Annotated in this window: 17 protein-coding genes; 2 read left to right on the top strand and 15 right to left on the bottom strand. The window is 63.0% G+C overall.

The genetic code is table 11. The annotated features are described in order from the left end of the window. On the bottom strand, window positions 1-411 hold a 411-nt coding region (locus tag ACNFH5_RS07195; RefSeq protein ID WP_416744973.1), incomplete at its 3' end, for an electron transfer flavoprotein subunit beta/FixA family protein. A 310-nt stretch (window positions 412-721) separates the two neighbouring features. On the opposite strand from ACNFH5_RS07195, the gene ACNFH5_RS07200 reads away from it, so the two are divergent. Beyond that, on the top strand, window positions 722-2,410 hold the full coding sequence (locus ACNFH5_RS07200) for an electron transfer flavoprotein-ubiquinone oxidoreductase (RefSeq protein WP_416744974.1): 1,689 nt from the start codon (window positions 722-724) through the stop codon (window positions 2,408-2,410). Window positions 2,411-2,516: 106 nt separating this feature from the next. On the opposite strand, the gene ACNFH5_RS07205 is transcribed toward ACNFH5_RS07200, so the two are convergent. The 5 genes from ACNFH5_RS07205 to ACNFH5_RS07225 form a co-directional block, all read right to left on the bottom strand. Continuing rightward, window positions 2,517-3,095 carry a DUF1285 domain-containing protein gene (locus tag ACNFH5_RS07205; RefSeq protein WP_416744975.1) on the bottom strand — a complete coding sequence of 193 codons (579 nt, stop codon included), beginning with the start codon at window positions 3,093-3,095 and terminating at the stop codon, window positions 2,517-2,519. After that, a complete protein-coding gene (locus ACNFH5_RS07210; RefSeq protein WP_416744976.1) occupies window positions 3,092-3,703 on the bottom strand; it encodes a DUF4823 domain-containing protein in 612 nt (203 codons plus the stop codon). The genes ACNFH5_RS07205 and ACNFH5_RS07210 overlap by 4 nt, the downstream gene beginning before the upstream one ends. Before the next feature lie 64 nt (window positions 3,704-3,767). After that, window positions 3,768-4,661, bottom strand: coding sequence for a radical SAM protein (locus ACNFH5_RS07215; protein ID WP_416744977.1), 894 nt, complete (start codon window positions 4,659-4,661; stop codon window positions 3,768-3,770). Between the two features lie 25 nt (window positions 4,662-4,686). Further along, on the bottom strand, window positions 4,687-5,655 hold the full coding sequence (locus tag ACNFH5_RS07220; RefSeq protein ID WP_416744978.1) for a GTP 3',8-cyclase MoaA: 969 nt from the start codon (window positions 5,653-5,655) through the stop codon (window positions 4,687-4,689). A gap of 94 nt (window positions 5,656-5,749) precedes the next feature. Beyond that, window positions 5,750-6,388, bottom strand: a complete 639-nt coding sequence (locus tag ACNFH5_RS07225) for a TetR/AcrR family transcriptional regulator (RefSeq protein ID WP_017517621.1) — start codon at window positions 6,386-6,388, stop codon at window positions 5,750-5,752. 84 nt (window positions 6,389-6,472) lie between these two features. Between ACNFH5_RS07225 and ACNFH5_RS07230 the strand changes: the two genes are divergently transcribed. After that, window positions 6,473-7,606, top strand: a complete 1,134-nt coding sequence (locus ACNFH5_RS07230) for an aminotransferase class V-fold PLP-dependent enzyme (RefSeq protein ID WP_416744979.1) — start codon at window positions 6,473-6,475, stop codon at window positions 7,604-7,606. A 264-nt stretch (window positions 7,607-7,870) separates the two neighbouring features. Here the strand turns inward: ACNFH5_RS07230 and ACNFH5_RS07235 are convergent, their stop codons facing one another. The 9 genes from ACNFH5_RS07235 to fabG form a co-directional block, all read right to left on the bottom strand. Further along, a complete protein-coding gene (locus ACNFH5_RS07235; RefSeq protein ID WP_416744980.1) occupies window positions 7,871-8,647 on the bottom strand; it encodes a TatD family hydrolase in 777 nt (258 codons plus the stop codon). A 102-nt stretch (window positions 8,648-8,749) separates the two neighbouring features. Then, window positions 8,750-9,106: a PilZ domain-containing protein gene (locus ACNFH5_RS07240; protein ID WP_009621447.1), complete on the bottom strand. Its 357-nt coding sequence runs from the start codon at window positions 9,104-9,106 to the stop codon at window positions 8,750-8,752. A gap of 36 nt (window positions 9,107-9,142) precedes the next feature. Further along, window positions 9,143-10,129: a DNA polymerase III subunit delta' gene (locus ACNFH5_RS07245; protein WP_416744981.1), complete on the bottom strand. Its 987-nt coding sequence runs from the start codon at window positions 10,127-10,129 to the stop codon at window positions 9,143-9,145. Continuing rightward, the gene (gene tmk / locus ACNFH5_RS07250) at window positions 10,122-10,754 is read right to left on the bottom strand and encodes a dTMP kinase (RefSeq protein ID WP_416744982.1); all 633 of its coding nucleotides are present in this window, start codon (window positions 10,752-10,754) and stop codon (window positions 10,122-10,124) included. Before tmk ends, ACNFH5_RS07245 begins: the two co-directional genes overlap by 8 nt. Next, complete coding sequence (gene mltG / locus ACNFH5_RS07255; RefSeq protein ID WP_416744983.1) at window positions 10,751-11,866, bottom strand: endolytic transglycosylase MltG; 1,116 nt, start codon at window positions 11,864-11,866, stop codon at window positions 10,751-10,753. Before mltG ends, tmk begins: the two co-directional genes overlap by 4 nt. A 6-nt stretch (window positions 11,867-11,872) precedes the next feature. After that, window positions 11,873-12,688, bottom strand: coding sequence for an aminodeoxychorismate lyase (gene pabC, locus ACNFH5_RS07260; RefSeq protein ID WP_416744984.1), 816 nt, complete (start codon window positions 12,686-12,688; stop codon window positions 11,873-11,875). Further along, a complete protein-coding gene (gene fabF, locus ACNFH5_RS07265) occupies window positions 12,688-13,932 on the bottom strand; it encodes a beta-ketoacyl-ACP synthase II (RefSeq protein ID WP_416744985.1) in 1,245 nt (414 codons plus the stop codon). Before fabF ends, pabC begins: the two co-directional genes overlap by 1 nt. Before the next feature lie 118 nt (window positions 13,933-14,050). Further along, window positions 14,051-14,287 carry an acyl carrier protein gene (gene acpP, locus ACNFH5_RS07270; RefSeq protein ID WP_015477931.1) on the bottom strand — a complete coding sequence of 79 codons (237 nt, stop codon included), beginning with the start codon at window positions 14,285-14,287 and terminating at the stop codon, window positions 14,051-14,053. Between the two features lie 193 nt (window positions 14,288-14,480). Beyond that, window positions 14,481-15,224 carry a 3-oxoacyl-ACP reductase FabG gene (fabG, locus tag ACNFH5_RS07275; RefSeq protein WP_416744986.1) on the bottom strand — a complete coding sequence of 248 codons (744 nt, stop codon included), beginning with the start codon at window positions 15,222-15,224 and terminating at the stop codon, window positions 14,481-14,483. Window positions 15,225-15,237: the final 13 nt, after the last annotated feature.

Genomic DNA, 15,237 nt, shown 5'->3' on the forward strand with positions numbered 1-15,237 from the left:
GTAGCCGGTCAGCGCAGCCAGCATCTGGCCGGTCTGGTTGTTGTCGCTGTCGATGGCCTGCTTGCCGAGGATGACCAGCTGCGGCTGCTCTTTGTCGACCAGGGCTTTCAGCGACTTGGCGATAGCCAGGGAGCTCAGTTCTTCGTTGGTTTCAACGAGGATGGCGCGATCAGCACCCAGAGCCAGCGCGGTACGCAGTTGCTCCTGGGCGGCAGTCGGGCCGACGGAGACCGCAACGATCTCGGTGACGACGCCTTTCTCTTTCAGGCGCACGGCCTCTTCCACGGCGATTTCGCAGAAGGGGTTCATGGACATTTTGACGTTGGCGAGATCGACGCCGGAGTTGTCCGCCTTGACGCGGACCTTGACGTTATAGTCAACCACTCGTTTGACAGCTACAAGAACCTTCATGGATTCCTCGTTTTTCTCCGGTGAATAGGAATGTCGCCAGACAGGCCTGGCCGGTAGTGCACGCCATCTGCGACTACATCCAGCGCAACGCGACCGCAAAACCGCAGGTATCTTGACCGCATCGACCGGGCGGGTCAATACACGAAAATACCCCTTCATAAGCCGCGGACCCCGATTCTATCAGGGTTACGGGCGATTCAAACAAACGTTTGTATTGTGTTGGATAAAGGGTTTAGATATAGCAACAGGTCTAGCTATAATGCGCCCCGCTCTTACTGGGTGGGGGCACGCCCATCCCAATACCTACAAAATGCCCAGAGCCTTGATTCAGGAGAGATCGATAGTGGAACGCGAATTTATGGAATTCGACGTCGTCATCGTCGGCGCCGGCCCTGCCGGTCTGTCCGCCGCATGCCGACTGAAACAGAAGGCCGCCGACGCCGGTCAGGAAATCAGCGTCTGTGTGGTCGAGAAGGGTTCCGAAGTGGGCGCCCACATCCTCTCGGGCGCCGTGTTCGAGCCCCGCGCGCTGAACGAGCTGTTCCCCAACTGGAAGGAACTCGAAGCGCCGCTCAACACCCCCGTCAAGCGCGACGACATCTATGTGCTCAAGAGCCCGGAAGCGGCAGCCAAGGTGCCGAACTTCTTCGTGCCCAAGACCATGCACAACGAAGGCAACTACATCATCTCCCTGGGCAACCTGTGCCGCTGGCTGGCCCAGCAGGCCGAAGGCCTGGGCGTCGAGATCTACCCGGGCTTCGCCGCCCAGGAAGCGCTGATCGACGAGAATGGCGTGGTACGCGGCATTGTCACCGGTGACCTGGGCGTCGACCGCGAAGGCAATCCGAAAGAGGGTTACTACACCCCGGGCATGGAACTGCGCGCCAAGTACACCCTGTTCGCCGAAGGCTGCCGTGGCCACATCGGTAAACAACTGATCAAGAAGTACAAACTCGACAGCGAAGCCGACGCCCAGCACTACGGCATCGGCATCAAGGAAATCTGGGACATCGATCCGTCCAAGCACGAGCAAGGCCTGGTGGTGCACACCGCCGGCTGGCCGCTGAACGATGACAACCCGGGCGGTTCCTTCCTCTATCACCTGGAGAACAACCAGGTCGTAGTGGGCCTGATCATCGACCTGTCCTACACCAACCCGCACCTGTCGCCGTTCGACGAATTCCAGCGCTACAAGCACCACCCGGTGATCAAGCAGTACCTGGAAGGCGGCAAGCGCGTGGCCTACGGCGCTCGCGCCATCTGCAAGGGCGGCCTGAACTCGCTGCCGAAGATGGTCTTCGCTGGCGGAGCACTGATTGGCTGCGACCTGGGCACCCTGAACTTCGCCAAGATCAAGGGCAGCCACACCGCCATGAAGTCCGGCATGCTGGCCGCCGACTCGGTTGCCGAAGCACTGTTCGCTGGCCGTGAAGGCGGTGACGAACTGACCGGTTATGTCGAGGCATTCAAGTCCAGCTGGTTGTACGACGAACTGTTCAGCAGCCGTAACTTCGGCCCGGCCATGCACAAGTTCGGCGCCATCGGTGGCGGTGCGTTCAACTTCATCGACCAGAACATCTTCGGCGGCAAGCTTCCGTTCACCCTGCACGATACGACTCCGGACTACGCGACCCTGAAGAAGGCCAGCGAAGCGCCGAAGATCGACTATCCGAAGCCGGACGGCAAAATCAGCTTCGACAAGCTCTCCTCGGTGTTCCTGTCCAACACCAACCACGAGGAAGACCAGCCGATCCACCTGAAGCTGACCGACCCGAACACCCCGATCGCGAAGAACCTGCCGCTCTACGACGAGCCTGCGCAGCGTTACTGCCCGGCCGGCGTGTACGAAGTGGTGAGCAACGACGACGGCAGCAAGCGCTTCCAGATCAACGCGCAGAACTGCGTGCACTGCAAGACCTGCGACATCAAGGACCCTGCCCAGAACATCACCTGGGTTGCCCCCGAGGGCACCGGCGGTCCGAACTACCCCAACATGTAATCCGTTGGCGGTAACGAAAAAGGCTCCCTCGGGAGCCTTTTTTGCAGGTTCGAAAAAGTTGTAGCGAGGCCGGAGTCGAACTACCGGCCACATCAAGACCAGCAGGTCACGGCTGCGGAGCGATGGGAAAGAACTCCCCCGAACTCCAGACACCCAGCCAGTCAACGCCGTCGATCTCGCGGGGAACCGCCAGTTCCACCAGTTGGTAGAACACATTGCGGTGGATCAGCGCTTCCAGGTTCACCCGCACCAGCACGTAGGGCGACGGCTCCTGGGTCTGCGGGTCCAGGTCGACGCGGATCGGATGTGCGGCGTCGGCCACCACCTCGTCCTCGACGTTGGTGGTGAAGCGCAGCACCTGCTGCTCGCCCTCCCCCTCGACCGTCAGGGTGACAGCGACGAATGGCGCGTCATCGACGGTGATTCCGCACTTCTCCACGGGAGTGACCAGGAAATAGTCGTCGCCATCGCGGCGGATGATGGTGGAGAACAGTCGCACCATCGGCTTGCGGCCAATCGGCGTGCCCAGGTAATACCAGGTGCCGTCGCGGGCGATGCGCATGTCGATATCGCCACAGCAATCAGGGTTCCACAGATGCACCGGCGGCAGCCCCTTGTCCTTGCTGGCGGGAATCTGCGCCAGCAGATTGCCGGCCCGGTCCGATTGAGTCTGTGGATCAGTCATTGGTACTCCTCTCGCGTCTTCACCCCCAGCAGGCTGCGGGCATAGTCTTCCAGTGGCCGCCCGATCAGATCCTCGGGGCTGGCGTCATAGAATGTCAGAAAACCGCCGCGACTGCGGATGGTCGCACTGTCCACCAGATAGCGGTTGTCGGTTTCGATCAGCATCACCTGGATCACGCTGCGGTCACGGCCCACGGCGTTATCGGTGTCTTCGTACTGCTCGTAAGTGCCGACATTGTCCTCCCCACGGGCAAAGCGCGTATACAGCAGATAATTGGCGCCCGCTGCGCGCGCTTCCTGCATCGCACCTTCCAGGCCCAGCGGACTCTTGGCTCGGCGCACCAGCGGGAAGTACTGGACGAAGCCTTTGAATGCCTCCTCCGCCACCACGTTGGGCCGCGCGTAAGGATGGCCTGGCGGGACGAATGGGCCCTGGGCGATATAGATGAAAGAGTCCTGCTGCAGGCGCCAGTTGGTCGTCCGGCGGGTCTGGCTGTGATCGAGGAAGCCCGCGTCGCGCAGGTAATAATCGGTGCCGTCGGCCAGGTCGTTAGGGCTCATGCAGCCGCCGAGGGCAGCGAAGGCAAGGATCAGTATCAGTTGGCGCATGCAATGTCTCCGGAGCCGGCGACGAAAAACCGGCATTCGGACAGGCAATGCAGCTTCCGCGCCATCACAGGCCGCGCTGCCATTCCTGGCGCAGATGCGCACGCTGAGGTTGCTCGATGGCCTGGCGCACCTGGGCGAGCAATTTTGCCTTGTCCGCCCCCAGTGTGCCCTTGAGCACCAGGTAATTGGATGCATGATCGCTGCGGAACACCGTGTCGCGCAGTTCCAGCGCATTCAGCAGGCGCTCGACCTCGACGAACAGCTCGGCCTGGGACAGCGGCTGGAAGTCCGGGAATCCAGCGCGATAGCGCTCCTCGCCGGTGGGGAAACTCACCACCAGGGTGGAGAGGAACTCCGGCTGCGCTTCGTTCATCAGGCGTGCCGAATTATCGGCATGCTGGGCGCTCAGCGTGCTGCCGCCCAGACCGTTGAGAATCATCACCGAGCGCGTGATCCCCGCCTCGCCCAACTTCTGCAGGGCATCCAGCGTGGAGGCATAGGTCTCGCCCTTGTTCACCCGCGCCAGCACGTCGTCATCGCCGGACTCGGCGCCCACATACGCCATGCGCAGGCCGGCATCGGCCAGCTCCTTCAGTTCGTCGACGGACTTCTTGCGCAGGTTGCGCGGCAGGCAGTAGCTGGAAACGCGGCTCACCTCGGGCATGTGCTCACGGATCGCGCGCAGGATATTGAGCAGGCGCCGCGTCGGCAGCACCAGCGCATCGCCGTCGGCAAGGAACACCCGCTGGACGATCAGGCGCTCGCCACAACGACGAATTTCTTCCAGCACTTCGGCCTCATCACGGGCACGGAATTTCTTCTGCGGCTGGGTGTACATCTCGCAGAAGCCGCACTGGTTCCACGAACAACCGTTGGTGACCGGAAGAATGAGCGAGTTCGCCTCGCTCGGCGGCCGGAACACCGGCTCGATATAGGAAATGGGGAATTCGTTGGGCATGGGCTAATCAGGTCTGGGGGCGGTCTCAGCCGCCGATGATCTTCATGATGGTGACGCCGCCGGAGAAGGCGACTTCCTGCTTGTCGCCCAGGGCTTGCACCAGCAGCCGTTGCAGGGCTGGCAGCGCCTGGTGACGTGGCTTGTCCAACAGATCGCCGACGTAATGGCGATTGCTCGACGACAGGCAGCCGTGCAGCCAGCCGGTGGAGGACAGGCGCAGGCGCGAACAGGTCCGGCAGAACGGTACGCTCTCGTTGGCAATCACGCCGAAGAAGCCCTGGCCCGGCACTTCATAGCGAATGGCCGTGGCATCCACCGGCGCGTTGGCCTGGACATAGGAGTGGTGTGAACCGATCAGCTCCAGCAGCTCCTGCAGGCTGACGAACTGCTGGTGGAAGCCGTTCGGATCGTGAGCCAGGTGGCCCATGCGCATCAGTTCGATGAAGCGCAGTTCAAAGCCATGCTCCAGGCAGTAGTCCAGCAGCGGAACCACCTGGTCGAGGTTCTGGCCGCGCAGGGGCACCATGTTCAGCTTGATCTTCAGGCCCGCCGCACGAGCCTCGTCAAGCCCCTTGAGCACAGTCGCCAGATCGCCGCCACGGGCGATACGGCGGAAAGCGTCGGCATCCAGGGTATCGAGGGAAACGTTGAGGCGGCGGATGCCGCAGTCCAGCAGCAACGGCAGCTTTTTCGAGAGCAGCTGGCCGTTGGTGGTGATGGCAATGTCCTGCAGGCCGAGGCGGCTGACGCCGTGCAGGAAGGCATCCAGCTTTGGACTGACCAGCGGCTCACCACCGGTGACCCGCAGCCGCTCGATACCAGCGGCCTCGATCAGGTAGGCGACGCCGCGCACCAGCGAATCGGCGGAGAGTTCGTCCTGCGCGGCGACCAGACGCTTGCCGTCCGGCACGCAGTAGGTGCAGGCATAGTTGCAGGCGGCGGTCAGGCTGACGCGGAGATTGCGAAAGCGCCTGCCCTGGCGGTCGACGATCATGCTCGGCTCCGGTGGAGATCACTCACACAAGTATATCCCCACCGGTGCCACTAGCCCTGTCGCAACCGCGACGATGGGCAACGCGAATGACGACTCAGGCGGCTGGCGTATCGCCGTCGCGCTTGCGCTTGTTGCCCATGCGCACACCGATGTCCATGAGGAACTGGAAGAAACCCTCCTGGTCCTCCAGCACGTCGCGCCAGAACGGCGAGTGGTACAGCGCCACGGCGCCATGCACCAGCGCCCAGGCCGCGCAGTAGTGGAAATAGGCCGGCACGTCTTCCAGCTTGCCCGCCGCGATGCGTTCCTTGATCAGCTGGCTCAGGCGCTCGAAGTTGGATTCGCGGATCTTGTGCAACTCCTCGACCATCTCCGGAACCTGGCTGGTCTTCACCACCTTCTCTTCCAGGCGGTCGAACAGGCGGTAGCGCTGCGGGTCGCGCATGCGGAACTCGAAGTAGGCGCGCGACAGGCGCTCCTTGTCGCGGGCGACATCTTCGGAGTGGAACAGGTCGGCCAGATCGCGCTCATAGTCCAGCATCAGGCGCAGGTAGATCTCCGCCTTGGACTTGAAGTGCTTGTAGATGGTGCCTTTGCCGATACCCACGGCATCGGCGATCATTTCGACCGTGACACTGTCTTCGCCCTGTTCGAGGAACAGCTTGAGGGCGGTGTCGAGGATTTCCTGTTCGCGACGACGGAATTCGCGAACCTTGCGCGGCTCTTTCTGCATAAAAAGACTGTTCGGTCAAAAATAGTCAAAATTCGAAGCCGCGTATTATGCCTATTCAGCGCCAAATTGCACGGATCATCCGACATGATTAGCTTTTCTTCAGAATTCCCGCACCAGCCCGGCCTGCGCTACCTGAACCACGCGGCCGTGGCTCCATGGCCCAAGCGCGCCGCAGACGCGGTCGCAGCGTTTGCCCAGGAGAACATCCTGCAGGGCGCCCGCGACTACCCGCAGTGGTTGACCATCGAGAAACGCCTGCGCGAGTGTCTGATGCGCCTGGTCAATGCCCAGACCACCGGCGATATCGCCCTGGTGAAGAACACTTCCGAGGCGCTGTCCTTTGTCGCCTTCGGCCTGGACTGGCGCGCGGGCGATCAGGTCGTGATCAGCGACCAGGAATTCCCCTCCAACCGCATCGTCTGGGAAGCCCTGAAACCGCGTGGCGTGGAAGTCATCCAGGTAAGCCTGAACGGCGATGACCCGGAAGGCGACCTGCTGGCCGCCTGCACCCCGCGCACGCGCCTGCTATCGATCAGCGCCGTGCAGTACGCCAGCGGCCTGCGCATGGACCTGGAGCGCCTCGGCGCCGGCTGCCGCCAGCGTGGCGTGCTGTATTGCATCGATGCCATCCAGCAACTGGGCGCCCTGCCCTTCGATGTGCAGGCCTATGACTGCGCCTTCGCCATGGCCGACGGCCACAAGTGGATGCTCGGCCCGGAAGGCCTGGGCGTGTTCTATTGCCGTGCCGCCGAGCGCGAGCAACTGGCGCTGCAGGAATACGGCTGGCACATGCTGGAAAACGCCGGCAACTACGACCTCGCCGACTGGCAGCCGGCCCGCAGCGCCCGGCGCTTCGAGTGCGGCAGCCCGAACATGCTCGGCGCCGTGGCGCTGGAGGCGAGCCTGAGTCTGCTCGAAGAAGTCGGCATGGCAACGGTAGGCGAACTGGTGCAGACACGCGTACAGCAACTGCATGACGGCCTTGGCCGCATCGGCGCAGCCTCACTGCATAGCCCGCAGGACCCGGCCCGCCGCGCGGGCATCCTGACCTTCAGCCTCGCCGGCTGGGACAACACCCGCCTGCTGGAACGCCTGCGCGCCGAACAGGTGGTGTGCATCCAGCGTGGCGCCGGCATCCGCTTCTCGCCGCACTTCTACACCAGCGAGGCGGTGATCGAGGAAACCCTGGAACTGATCGGGGCTCTGGCGGGGAAATAACGCAGGCACGACCGAGAAAGCTGCTCAGCCCGGTGTGATGTATTCCAAATCCGTTTAAAAAACACCGGGGGTCCTGTGGCAAGCGCGGCATCTTGACCAATACTTGAAGATACCGGTGCGCGGCATCTCCCCCCAAGTGCCCCGCCGGTGAAGGTACCGAGGATCGCGTACCTTATTGTTACACTCCTAATGGTCTTGACCCGGATTCATCCCCCAGAACCCGGGTTTTTTTTGCGCGTAATAAAAGTATCAGCGCCGACGCAATCAGCTCGCCAGTGGGAACAACCGGCGGAAGTTGGCGGTGGTCTGCTCGGCCAGGGTCTCGAAACTCACCCCGCGCAGCACAGCCAGGTACTCGGCGACCTCGCGCACATACTCGGGCAGATTCGGCTTGCCACGATGGGGCACGGGCGCGAGATAGGGCGAATCGGTCTCCACCAGCAAGCGATCCACTGGCACCTGGCGCGCCACTTCGCGCAGTTGCTCGGCATTGCGGAACGTGACAATGCCCGACAGAGAAATGTAGAAGCCGATATCCAGCGCCGCCTTGGCCATCTCCCAGTCTTCGGTGAAGCAGTGCAGCACACCAGCCTGTGGCAGCGCCGCCTCACGTAGCAGAGCCAGGGTATCCGCGCGGGCTTCACGGGTATGCACGATGACCGGCTTGCCGGTGACCTTGGCAGCCTCCAGATGCAGGCGGAAGGCTTCCTGCTGCAACTCGGCGGCCTCGGGCTCGTAGTGATAGTCCAGGCCAGTCTCACCGATGGCCACCACACGCGGGTGGTTCAGTTCGCCCAGCAACCAGTCCAACGCCGGCGCGGCACCAGGCTCCAGGTCCAGCGGGTGAACGCCCACCGAGCAATGCACGTCGCCATAGCGGTCCGCCAGGTCCTTCACCGCCTTGGCATTGTCCGCGCTCACGCCGATGCACAGGAACTGGCTGACGCCACGCGCACGGGCGGCATCCAGCGCGGCATCCAGCGAACCGCCGTGGACGGCAAGATCGAGGCGATCGAGGTGGCAGTGGGAATCGACCAACATGAAAACGTTCTCCGGAAAATGACGAAGCGCCCCTGAGGGCGCTTCGTGTTTGCAGCCTGTATAGCCTGCCATTCTCGCATGGCACGAGCTACAGGGTATGGGCTACATGGTATGCGTCGGGCGGTCCGACTTCAGCGCGCCGGCAAGGTAGGTCTCGATCTTGTTGCGCGCAGTGTTGTCGCCATCGTTGAACTGCACGCCGATACCGGCCGCGCGGTTGCCCTGAGCACCTTTCGGGGTGATCCAGACCACCTTGCCGGCGACCGGGATCTTTTCCGGCTCGTCCATCAGGTTGAGCAGCATGAAGACCTCATCGCCCAGCTTGTAGGTCTTGTTGGTCGGAATGAACAGCCCACCGTTGCGGATGAACGGCATGTAGGCGGCATACAGCACGGATTTGTCCTTGATGGTCAGGGACAGGATTCCGTTACGCGGACCCAGATTTGGTGGCAAGCTCATTCAGCTGTCCTGGCAGATTTTTCCGATGGCCGGATTCTAGCCCGGCCCGGGGAGACTTGCCCACTGTACGAGCAAGGCTTCGAGAAGCAAGGCACGGTTGAGGTTGGCTTTATTGAGGACTTTCTGCCGTTGCAACAGCAACCAGTCCTGCATCGCCAGCACCTTGGGCTGTGTCGACTTCTCGGCGAGATACTGCACGACCTTGCGCATGTCGGCGAGGCCCAGTCCCTCTTCATCGCGGGCCAACTGGTAGCGCAGGATCAGCAGCGCCCAGTCGCAGAACCAGTCGAACAGTAAAGGCAAAGGTACAGCATTCCAGCTTTCGGCCAGCTGACCTGGGGCAACCTGCTGCTTGAGCAGCTTCTTCACGCCCTCCACCACCTGCGCACGCTGCTCGCGCACGCCCTGGCCCTGCAGGCGCAACGCGGTCAGCGGTGAGCCGCCGGACAGCACCAGCAACTCGTCCAACGCCTCCACCGACTCGTCCGGCAGGGAGCGCGCCAGCCAGGCACGGGCCTGCTCGGCGTTAGGCTGCGGGCAGGCCTGCTGCACGCAACGACTCTTGATGGTCGGCAGCAGCCGGCTGGGCTGGTGACTGATCAGCAGCAGCACGGTATCGCCGGAAGGCTCTTCCAGGCTCTTCAGCAGTGCGTTGGCGGCATTGAGGTTCATTGCCTCAGCCGGTTCCAGCAGCAGCACCTTACGCCCGCCCAATTGCGCGGTCTGCACCACGAAGCCCACCAGTTCACGGACCTGATCGACACGGATCGGTTTCTCCGGCTCTTCTGGTTCCAGCAGGAAATAGTCCGGGTGCGTGCCGGCGGCAAGCAGTTGGCAGGCCTTGCACTGACCACACGCCTTGCCGCCCTCGGGGCGCTGGCAGAGCAGCAGGTGCACCAGGTTCTCTGCCAGGGCGCGCTTGCCGATACCGGCCGGGCCGTGCAGCAGATAGGCATGAGCATGCTGCGAGCGGCTGCTGAGCTGCTGCCAGAGGCCCTGCTGCCAGGGGTAGATGTCAGCCATTGAGGCGCTCCAGCAAGGCCGGCAGAAGCTTGTCCAGGTCGCGCTGCACCTCGGCCAGCGACTGCGCGGCATCGAGGATGTGATAGCGCGCCGGCTCGGCGCGGGCGCGATCCAGGTAAGTATTGCGGACGGCCTCGAAGAAGCTGCGCCCTTCCTGTTCGAAACGATCCAGGCGACCACGAGCAGCCGCGCGGGAGAGGCCGATTTCCACCGGAAGGTCGAAGACCAGGGTCAAGTCCGGACGCAGGCCGCCCTGGACGAAGCTTTCCAGCTGGGCGATGCGCTCCACCGGCAGGCCGCGGCCGCCGCCCTGGTAGGCGTAGGTGGCGTCAGTGAAGCGATCGCAGAGTACGACGGCGCCGCGCTCCAGGGCCGGCCGGATCACCTGGGCGATGTGCTGGGCGCGAGCCGCGAAAACCAGCAGCAACTCGGTATCCACCGCCATCTTTTCATCGCTCGGATCCAGCAGCAGTTCACGGATGCGCTCCGCCAGCGGGGTGCCGCCGGGCTCACGGGTCAGCTGGACCTCGATGCCGCGCTCGCGCAAGCGCTCCGCCAGGTACTCGCGGTTGGTGCTCTTGCCCGCGCCTTCGGGGCCTTCCAGGGTGATGAACAGGCCGGTCACTCGGCACTCTCCTTGTCTTGCGGCGCCGCCGGTGCATCGGCGGCGGGGGCATCTGGCGCGGGCATCGGCGCCGGTAGCGGAATGGGCGCCGGGCTGGAACGGTAGTCGGCGCGGCGCTTGATCTGGAATTCCTGGACGGCCTTGTTGTGGTCGTCCAGGTTGTCGGAGAAGGTATGGCTGCCGTCGCCGCGGGCCACGAAATACAAGCTCTGCCCAGCGACCGGGTTGAGCGCAGCGTGGATTGCCTCGCGGCCGGGCAGCGCGATGGGCGTCGGCGGCAGGCCGGCAACCACGTAGGTGTTGTAGGGCGTCGGTGTACGCAGGTCGGCCCGGGTAATCTTGCCCGAGTAGCGCTCACCCATGCCGTAGATGACGGTCGGGTCCGTCTGCAGCAGCATGTTCTTCTGCAGGCGACGGACGAAAACGCCGGCGATCTGGCCGCGCTCCTGGGGCACGCCGGTTTCCTTCTCCACCAGCGACGCCATGATCAGCGCCTGGTAGGAATCCTTGTAGGGCAGGTCCTGCGCGCGCTTGTCCCACTCCTCGGCGAGGATGCTGTCCATGCGCTGGTAGGCGTGCTTGAGGATGTCGACATCCTTGGTGCCACGAACGAAGCGGTAGGTGTCGGGGAAGAAGCGTCCTTCCGGGAAGACGCCAGGCTTGCCCAGCTTCGCCATGACGTCAGCATCGCTGAGGCCGTTCAGGGTCTGGTCCAGCTTGGGCTGGCGGGCGAGCAGTTCGCGTACCTGGTGGAAGTTCCAGCCTTCCACCAACGTCAGGCCGTACTGCACCACGTCGCCTTCGCGCCACAGATCGAGCAGCTGGGCAGCGGTCATGCCGGGCGTCAGGCGATATTCACCACTGTGCAACGCCTCCCCGGACAGGTTGAAGCGCCAGTACAGGCGCAGCCAGAACCCACCATGCAGGACATCCTCGTCCTCCAGTCGGGTCAACAGGCGGCCAGGGGTGGCGCCACTCGGAGCGTCGAGCAGACGCTCTTCGGTGAGCTGGAGCGGTTGCTGCAGCGCACGGTGCTGCTCCCAGGCCGCCAGGCCCAGCACGAGCCCGACCAGCAGCAGGCCGCCTTCCAGCAGCACCAGCAATTTGCGCATCACGTATCAGAAATCCAGAAGTTCGCGGAGTTGGCCCTGCAGTTTACGGGTCAGCAGCCCGACCGGCCAAGCGAACTCGGCCACGCCACGCACCGGCCAGATACCGTAGAGACTGTTGCAGAGAAAGACCTCATCGGCCCGCGCCAGTTCGCTGTGCTCGATATCGCGAATGATGACCGGCACACCCAGGTCGCGGGCGCGCTCGATGATCTCGGCGCGCATGACGCCGGCAACACCGCAGCGGCTAAGGTCGGCGGTAATCAGCGCACCCTGCTTCACCAGGAACAGGTTGCTGAACACGCCTTCGACGATGCGCCCGGAAACATCGCGCATCAAACCTTCTGCGAAGGCCGGATCGCTCCACTCGCCACGAGCCAGGACCTGCTCCAGGCGATTGAGGTGTTTGAGACCGGCGAGCAGCGGTTGCTCGGCCAGGCGTGTGATGCAAGGGAAGAGTGTGACGCCCTCCTCGCTGTTCTTCGTCGGGTAGGCCGGTGCAGGCGAGGCCAGCAACAGGCGGCGCACCTGTGCATCAGCCGGCGGCGCATAACCGCGCGCTCCTTCGCCACGGGTCAGCATCAGCTTGACGACACCATCGCCGAGCAGGACGGAGAAGCGCAGGAGTTCATCTTCGACGAGATCAAGGGAGACCGGCAGGGAAAGGCGGCGAACGCCCTCCTCCAGCCTCGCCCGATGGCGTGCCAGCAGACGCGGACGGCCCGCGGACACGCGGATGGTCTCGAACAGCCCGTCGCCGTAGGCCAGCCCGCGATCACGCGCGGACAGGACTTCGGCGTTGTGGCCGTCGATCCAGCTCAGCATCAGCCATGGAACCGGCGGAACACCAGGGAGCCGTTGGTGCCACCGAAACCGAAGGAGTTGGACAGGGCAACGTCGATCGGACGCTCCTTGGCCTGATGCGCGACCAGGTCGAGGTCGCAGCCTTCGCTGGGGTTGTCCAGGTTGATGGTCGGCGGCGCGACCTGATCACGCAGGGCGAGTACGCAGAAGATCGCCTCGACTGCACCGGCAGCGCCCAGCAGGTGGCCAGTCATGGACTTGGTGGAGCTCATCGACAGCTTGTAGGCATGCTCGCCGAAGATCGATTTCACCGCGGAAATCTCCGCGATATCGCCGGCCGGCGTCGAAGTACCGTGGGCGTTGATGTAGTCGACCTGCTCGGGATTCAGCCCCGCGTCACGCAGCGCGGCCTTCATGCAGCGCGCGGCACCGGCGCCATCTTCCGGCGGAGCGGTCATGTGGAAGGCGTCGCCACTCATGCCGAAGCCGACGACTTCAGCATAGATACGCGCCCCACGGGCCTTGGCGTGCTCCAGCTCCTCAAGCACCAGCGCACCAGCGCCGTCGGAGAGCACGAAGCCGTCGCGATCCTGGTCCCACGGACGGCTCGCCTTGGTCGGCTCGTCGTTGCGGGTGGACAGCGCGCGCGCAGCGCCAAAGCCACCCAGGCCAAGGCCACAGGCTGCCATTTCGGAGCCGCCGGCCACCATCACGTCAGCGTCGCCGTAGGCAATGTTGCGTGCGGCCATGCCGATATTGTGGGTGCCGGTGGTGCAGGCGGTGGTGATGGCGTAATTGGGGCCCTGCAGACCGAGGTTGATCGACAGGAATCCGGAGACCATGTTGATGACCGAGCCGGGCACGAAGAACGGCGAAATGCGCCGCGGGCCCTGCTCGAACAGCGAACGACAGGTGTTTTCGATGTTGGTCAGACCGCCGATGCCCGAACCGATGGCAACGCCGATGCGCTCCCGGTTGGCGTCGGTGACTTCCAGACCAGAGTCGCGCACCGCCTGGTAGCTGGCAGCCAGGCCGTACTGGATGAACAGGTCGAGTTTGCGAGCTTCCTTGGCGGACATGTATTGCTCGACGTCGAACCCTTTCACCGAGCCGCCGAAACGGGTGGCAAAGGCGGACAGATCCATGTGTTCGATCGGGGCGATACCGCTGCGCCCGGCGAGAATGCCTTCCCAACTGCTCGGCACATCCACACCCAGGGGCGACAACATACCCATGCCAGTGATGACTACGCGTCTACGCGACACTGTGACTTCCTCTCATGTGTTTCACGGCAATAACGCCGGCTGATGCCGGCGTTAAAGAAAAGCCGCACGCCTTTGCAGGCCGTGCGGCTTCTTTCGTCGGGGAACCGACGACTACGTCTTATGCCTGGTGGGCAACGATGTAGTCGATGGCTTCCTGAACGGTGGTGATCTTTTCGGCTTGCTCGTCGGGGATTTCGGTCTCGAATTCCTCTTCCAGAGCCATCACCAGCTCAACGGTGTCAAGGGAGTCGGCGCCCAGGTCTTCAACGAAGGAAGCGCTGTTGGTGACTTCTTCTTCCTTAACGCCGAGTTGCTCAGCAACGATCTTCTTGACGCGTTCTTCGATGGTGCTCATACCTTGTTTTCACTCCTATGGACAATCCGTACAGCTGGGCTGCGGGTAAGTGTATAGAAAGGGTTTTCTGCATTTCAAGCTGAACGCTGACGCCCCCTTCCCGGCAATCCAGATGCTCTGTCTATTCCAGCGTAAAAACGCCTGGAGATTTTTAGACAGCGCATATGACATCGCCAGTAAGGAACTCGTCACATCAGCTCATGTACATTCCGCCATTCACCGGTACCGTGGCACCCGTTACATAAGCTGCGCCCTCGGAAGCGAGGAATGCTACCACTTTGGCGATCTCTTCGGCTTGTCCCAGTCGACCCAGCGGAATCTGCCCGAGCAGCGCTTCACGCTGGGCTTCGGGCAGTTCGCGAGTCATGTCGGTGTCGATGAAGCCCGGAGCAACCGCGTTGACAGTGATAGCACGGGAACCGACTTCGCGCGCCAGGGCGCGGGTGAAGCCTTCCAGGCCAGCCTTGGCCGCCGCGTAGTTGGTCTGCCCGGCATTGCCCATGGCACCGACAACGGAGCCGATATTGATAATGCGACCCCAGCGTGCCTTGGTCATGCCGCGCAGCACAGCTTTCGACAGACGGTAGAGGCTGTTGAGGTTGGTGTTGACCACATCAAACCATTCATCGTCTTTCATGCGCATCAGCAGGTTATCGCGGGTGATGCCTGCGTTATTGACGACGATAGCCGGTGCGCCGGACTCTTTCTGGATGGCTTCGACAACGGCCGTCACAGACTCATCGTTGGACACGTCCAGAACCATTCCCGAACCCTGGATACCGTTATCCTTGAGGTATTCGGAAATCTTCTGAGCGCCGGATTCGCTGGTGGCGGTGCCGATCACGGTGGCCCCCATGCGCCCCAGCTCCAGTGCGATGGCCTGGCCAATACCACGGCTCGCGCCGGTAACCAGAGCAACCTTACCTTGCAGACTCATGCCTTATCTCCTG

This window comes from Pseudomonas sp. NY15435 (genome assembly GCF_048068295.1).
In the GTDB taxonomy this organism is placed as follows: Bacteria; Pseudomonadota; Gammaproteobacteria; order Pseudomonadales; family Pseudomonadaceae; genus Pseudomonas.

Coding starts and splice junctions, on each gene's coding strand:
- ACNFH5_RS07200 (WP_416744974.1), top strand. CDS start 722: ATGCCCAGAGCCTTGATTCAGGAGAGATCGATAGTGGAACGCGAATTT.
- ACNFH5_RS07205 (WP_416744975.1), bottom strand. CDS start 3,095: ATGACTGATCCACAGACTCAATCGGACCGGGCCGGCAATCTGCTGGCG.
- ACNFH5_RS07210 (WP_416744976.1), bottom strand. CDS start 3,703: ATGCGCCAACTGATACTGATCCTTGCCTTCGCTGCCCTCGGCGGCTGC.
- ACNFH5_RS07215 (WP_416744977.1), bottom strand. CDS start 4,661: ATGCCCAACGAATTCCCCATTTCCTATATCGAGCCGGTGTTCCGGCCG.
- ACNFH5_RS07220 (WP_416744978.1), bottom strand. CDS start 5,655: ATGATCGTCGACCGCCAGGGCAGGCGCTTTCGCAATCTCCGCGTCAGC.
- ACNFH5_RS07225 (WP_017517621.1), bottom strand. CDS start 6,388: ATGCAGAAAGAGCCGCGCAAGGTTCGCGAATTCCGTCGTCGCGAACAG.
- ACNFH5_RS07230 (WP_416744979.1), top strand. CDS start 6,473: ATGATTAGCTTTTCTTCAGAATTCCCGCACCAGCCCGGCCTGCGCTAC.
- ACNFH5_RS07235 (WP_416744980.1), bottom strand. CDS start 8,647: ATGTTGGTCGATTCCCACTGCCACCTCGATCGCCTCGATCTTGCCGTC.
- ACNFH5_RS07240 (WP_009621447.1), bottom strand. CDS start 9,106: ATGAGCTTGCCACCAAATCTGGGTCCGCGTAACGGAATCCTGTCCCTG.
- ACNFH5_RS07245 (WP_416744981.1), bottom strand. CDS start 10,129: ATGGCTGACATCTACCCCTGGCAGCAGGGCCTCTGGCAGCAGCTCAGC.
- mltG (WP_416744983.1), bottom strand. CDS start 11,866: ATGCGCAAATTGCTGGTGCTGCTGGAAGGCGGCCTGCTGCTGGTCGGG.
- pabC (WP_416744984.1), bottom strand. CDS start 12,688: ATGCTGAGCTGGATCGACGGCCACAACGCCGAAGTCCTGTCCGCGCGT.
- acpP (WP_015477931.1), bottom strand. CDS start 14,287: ATGAGCACCATCGAAGAACGCGTCAAGAAGATCGTTGCTGAGCAACTC.
- fabG (WP_416744986.1), bottom strand. CDS start 15,224: ATGAGTCTGCAAGGTAAGGTTGCTCTGGTTACCGGCGCGAGCCGTGGT.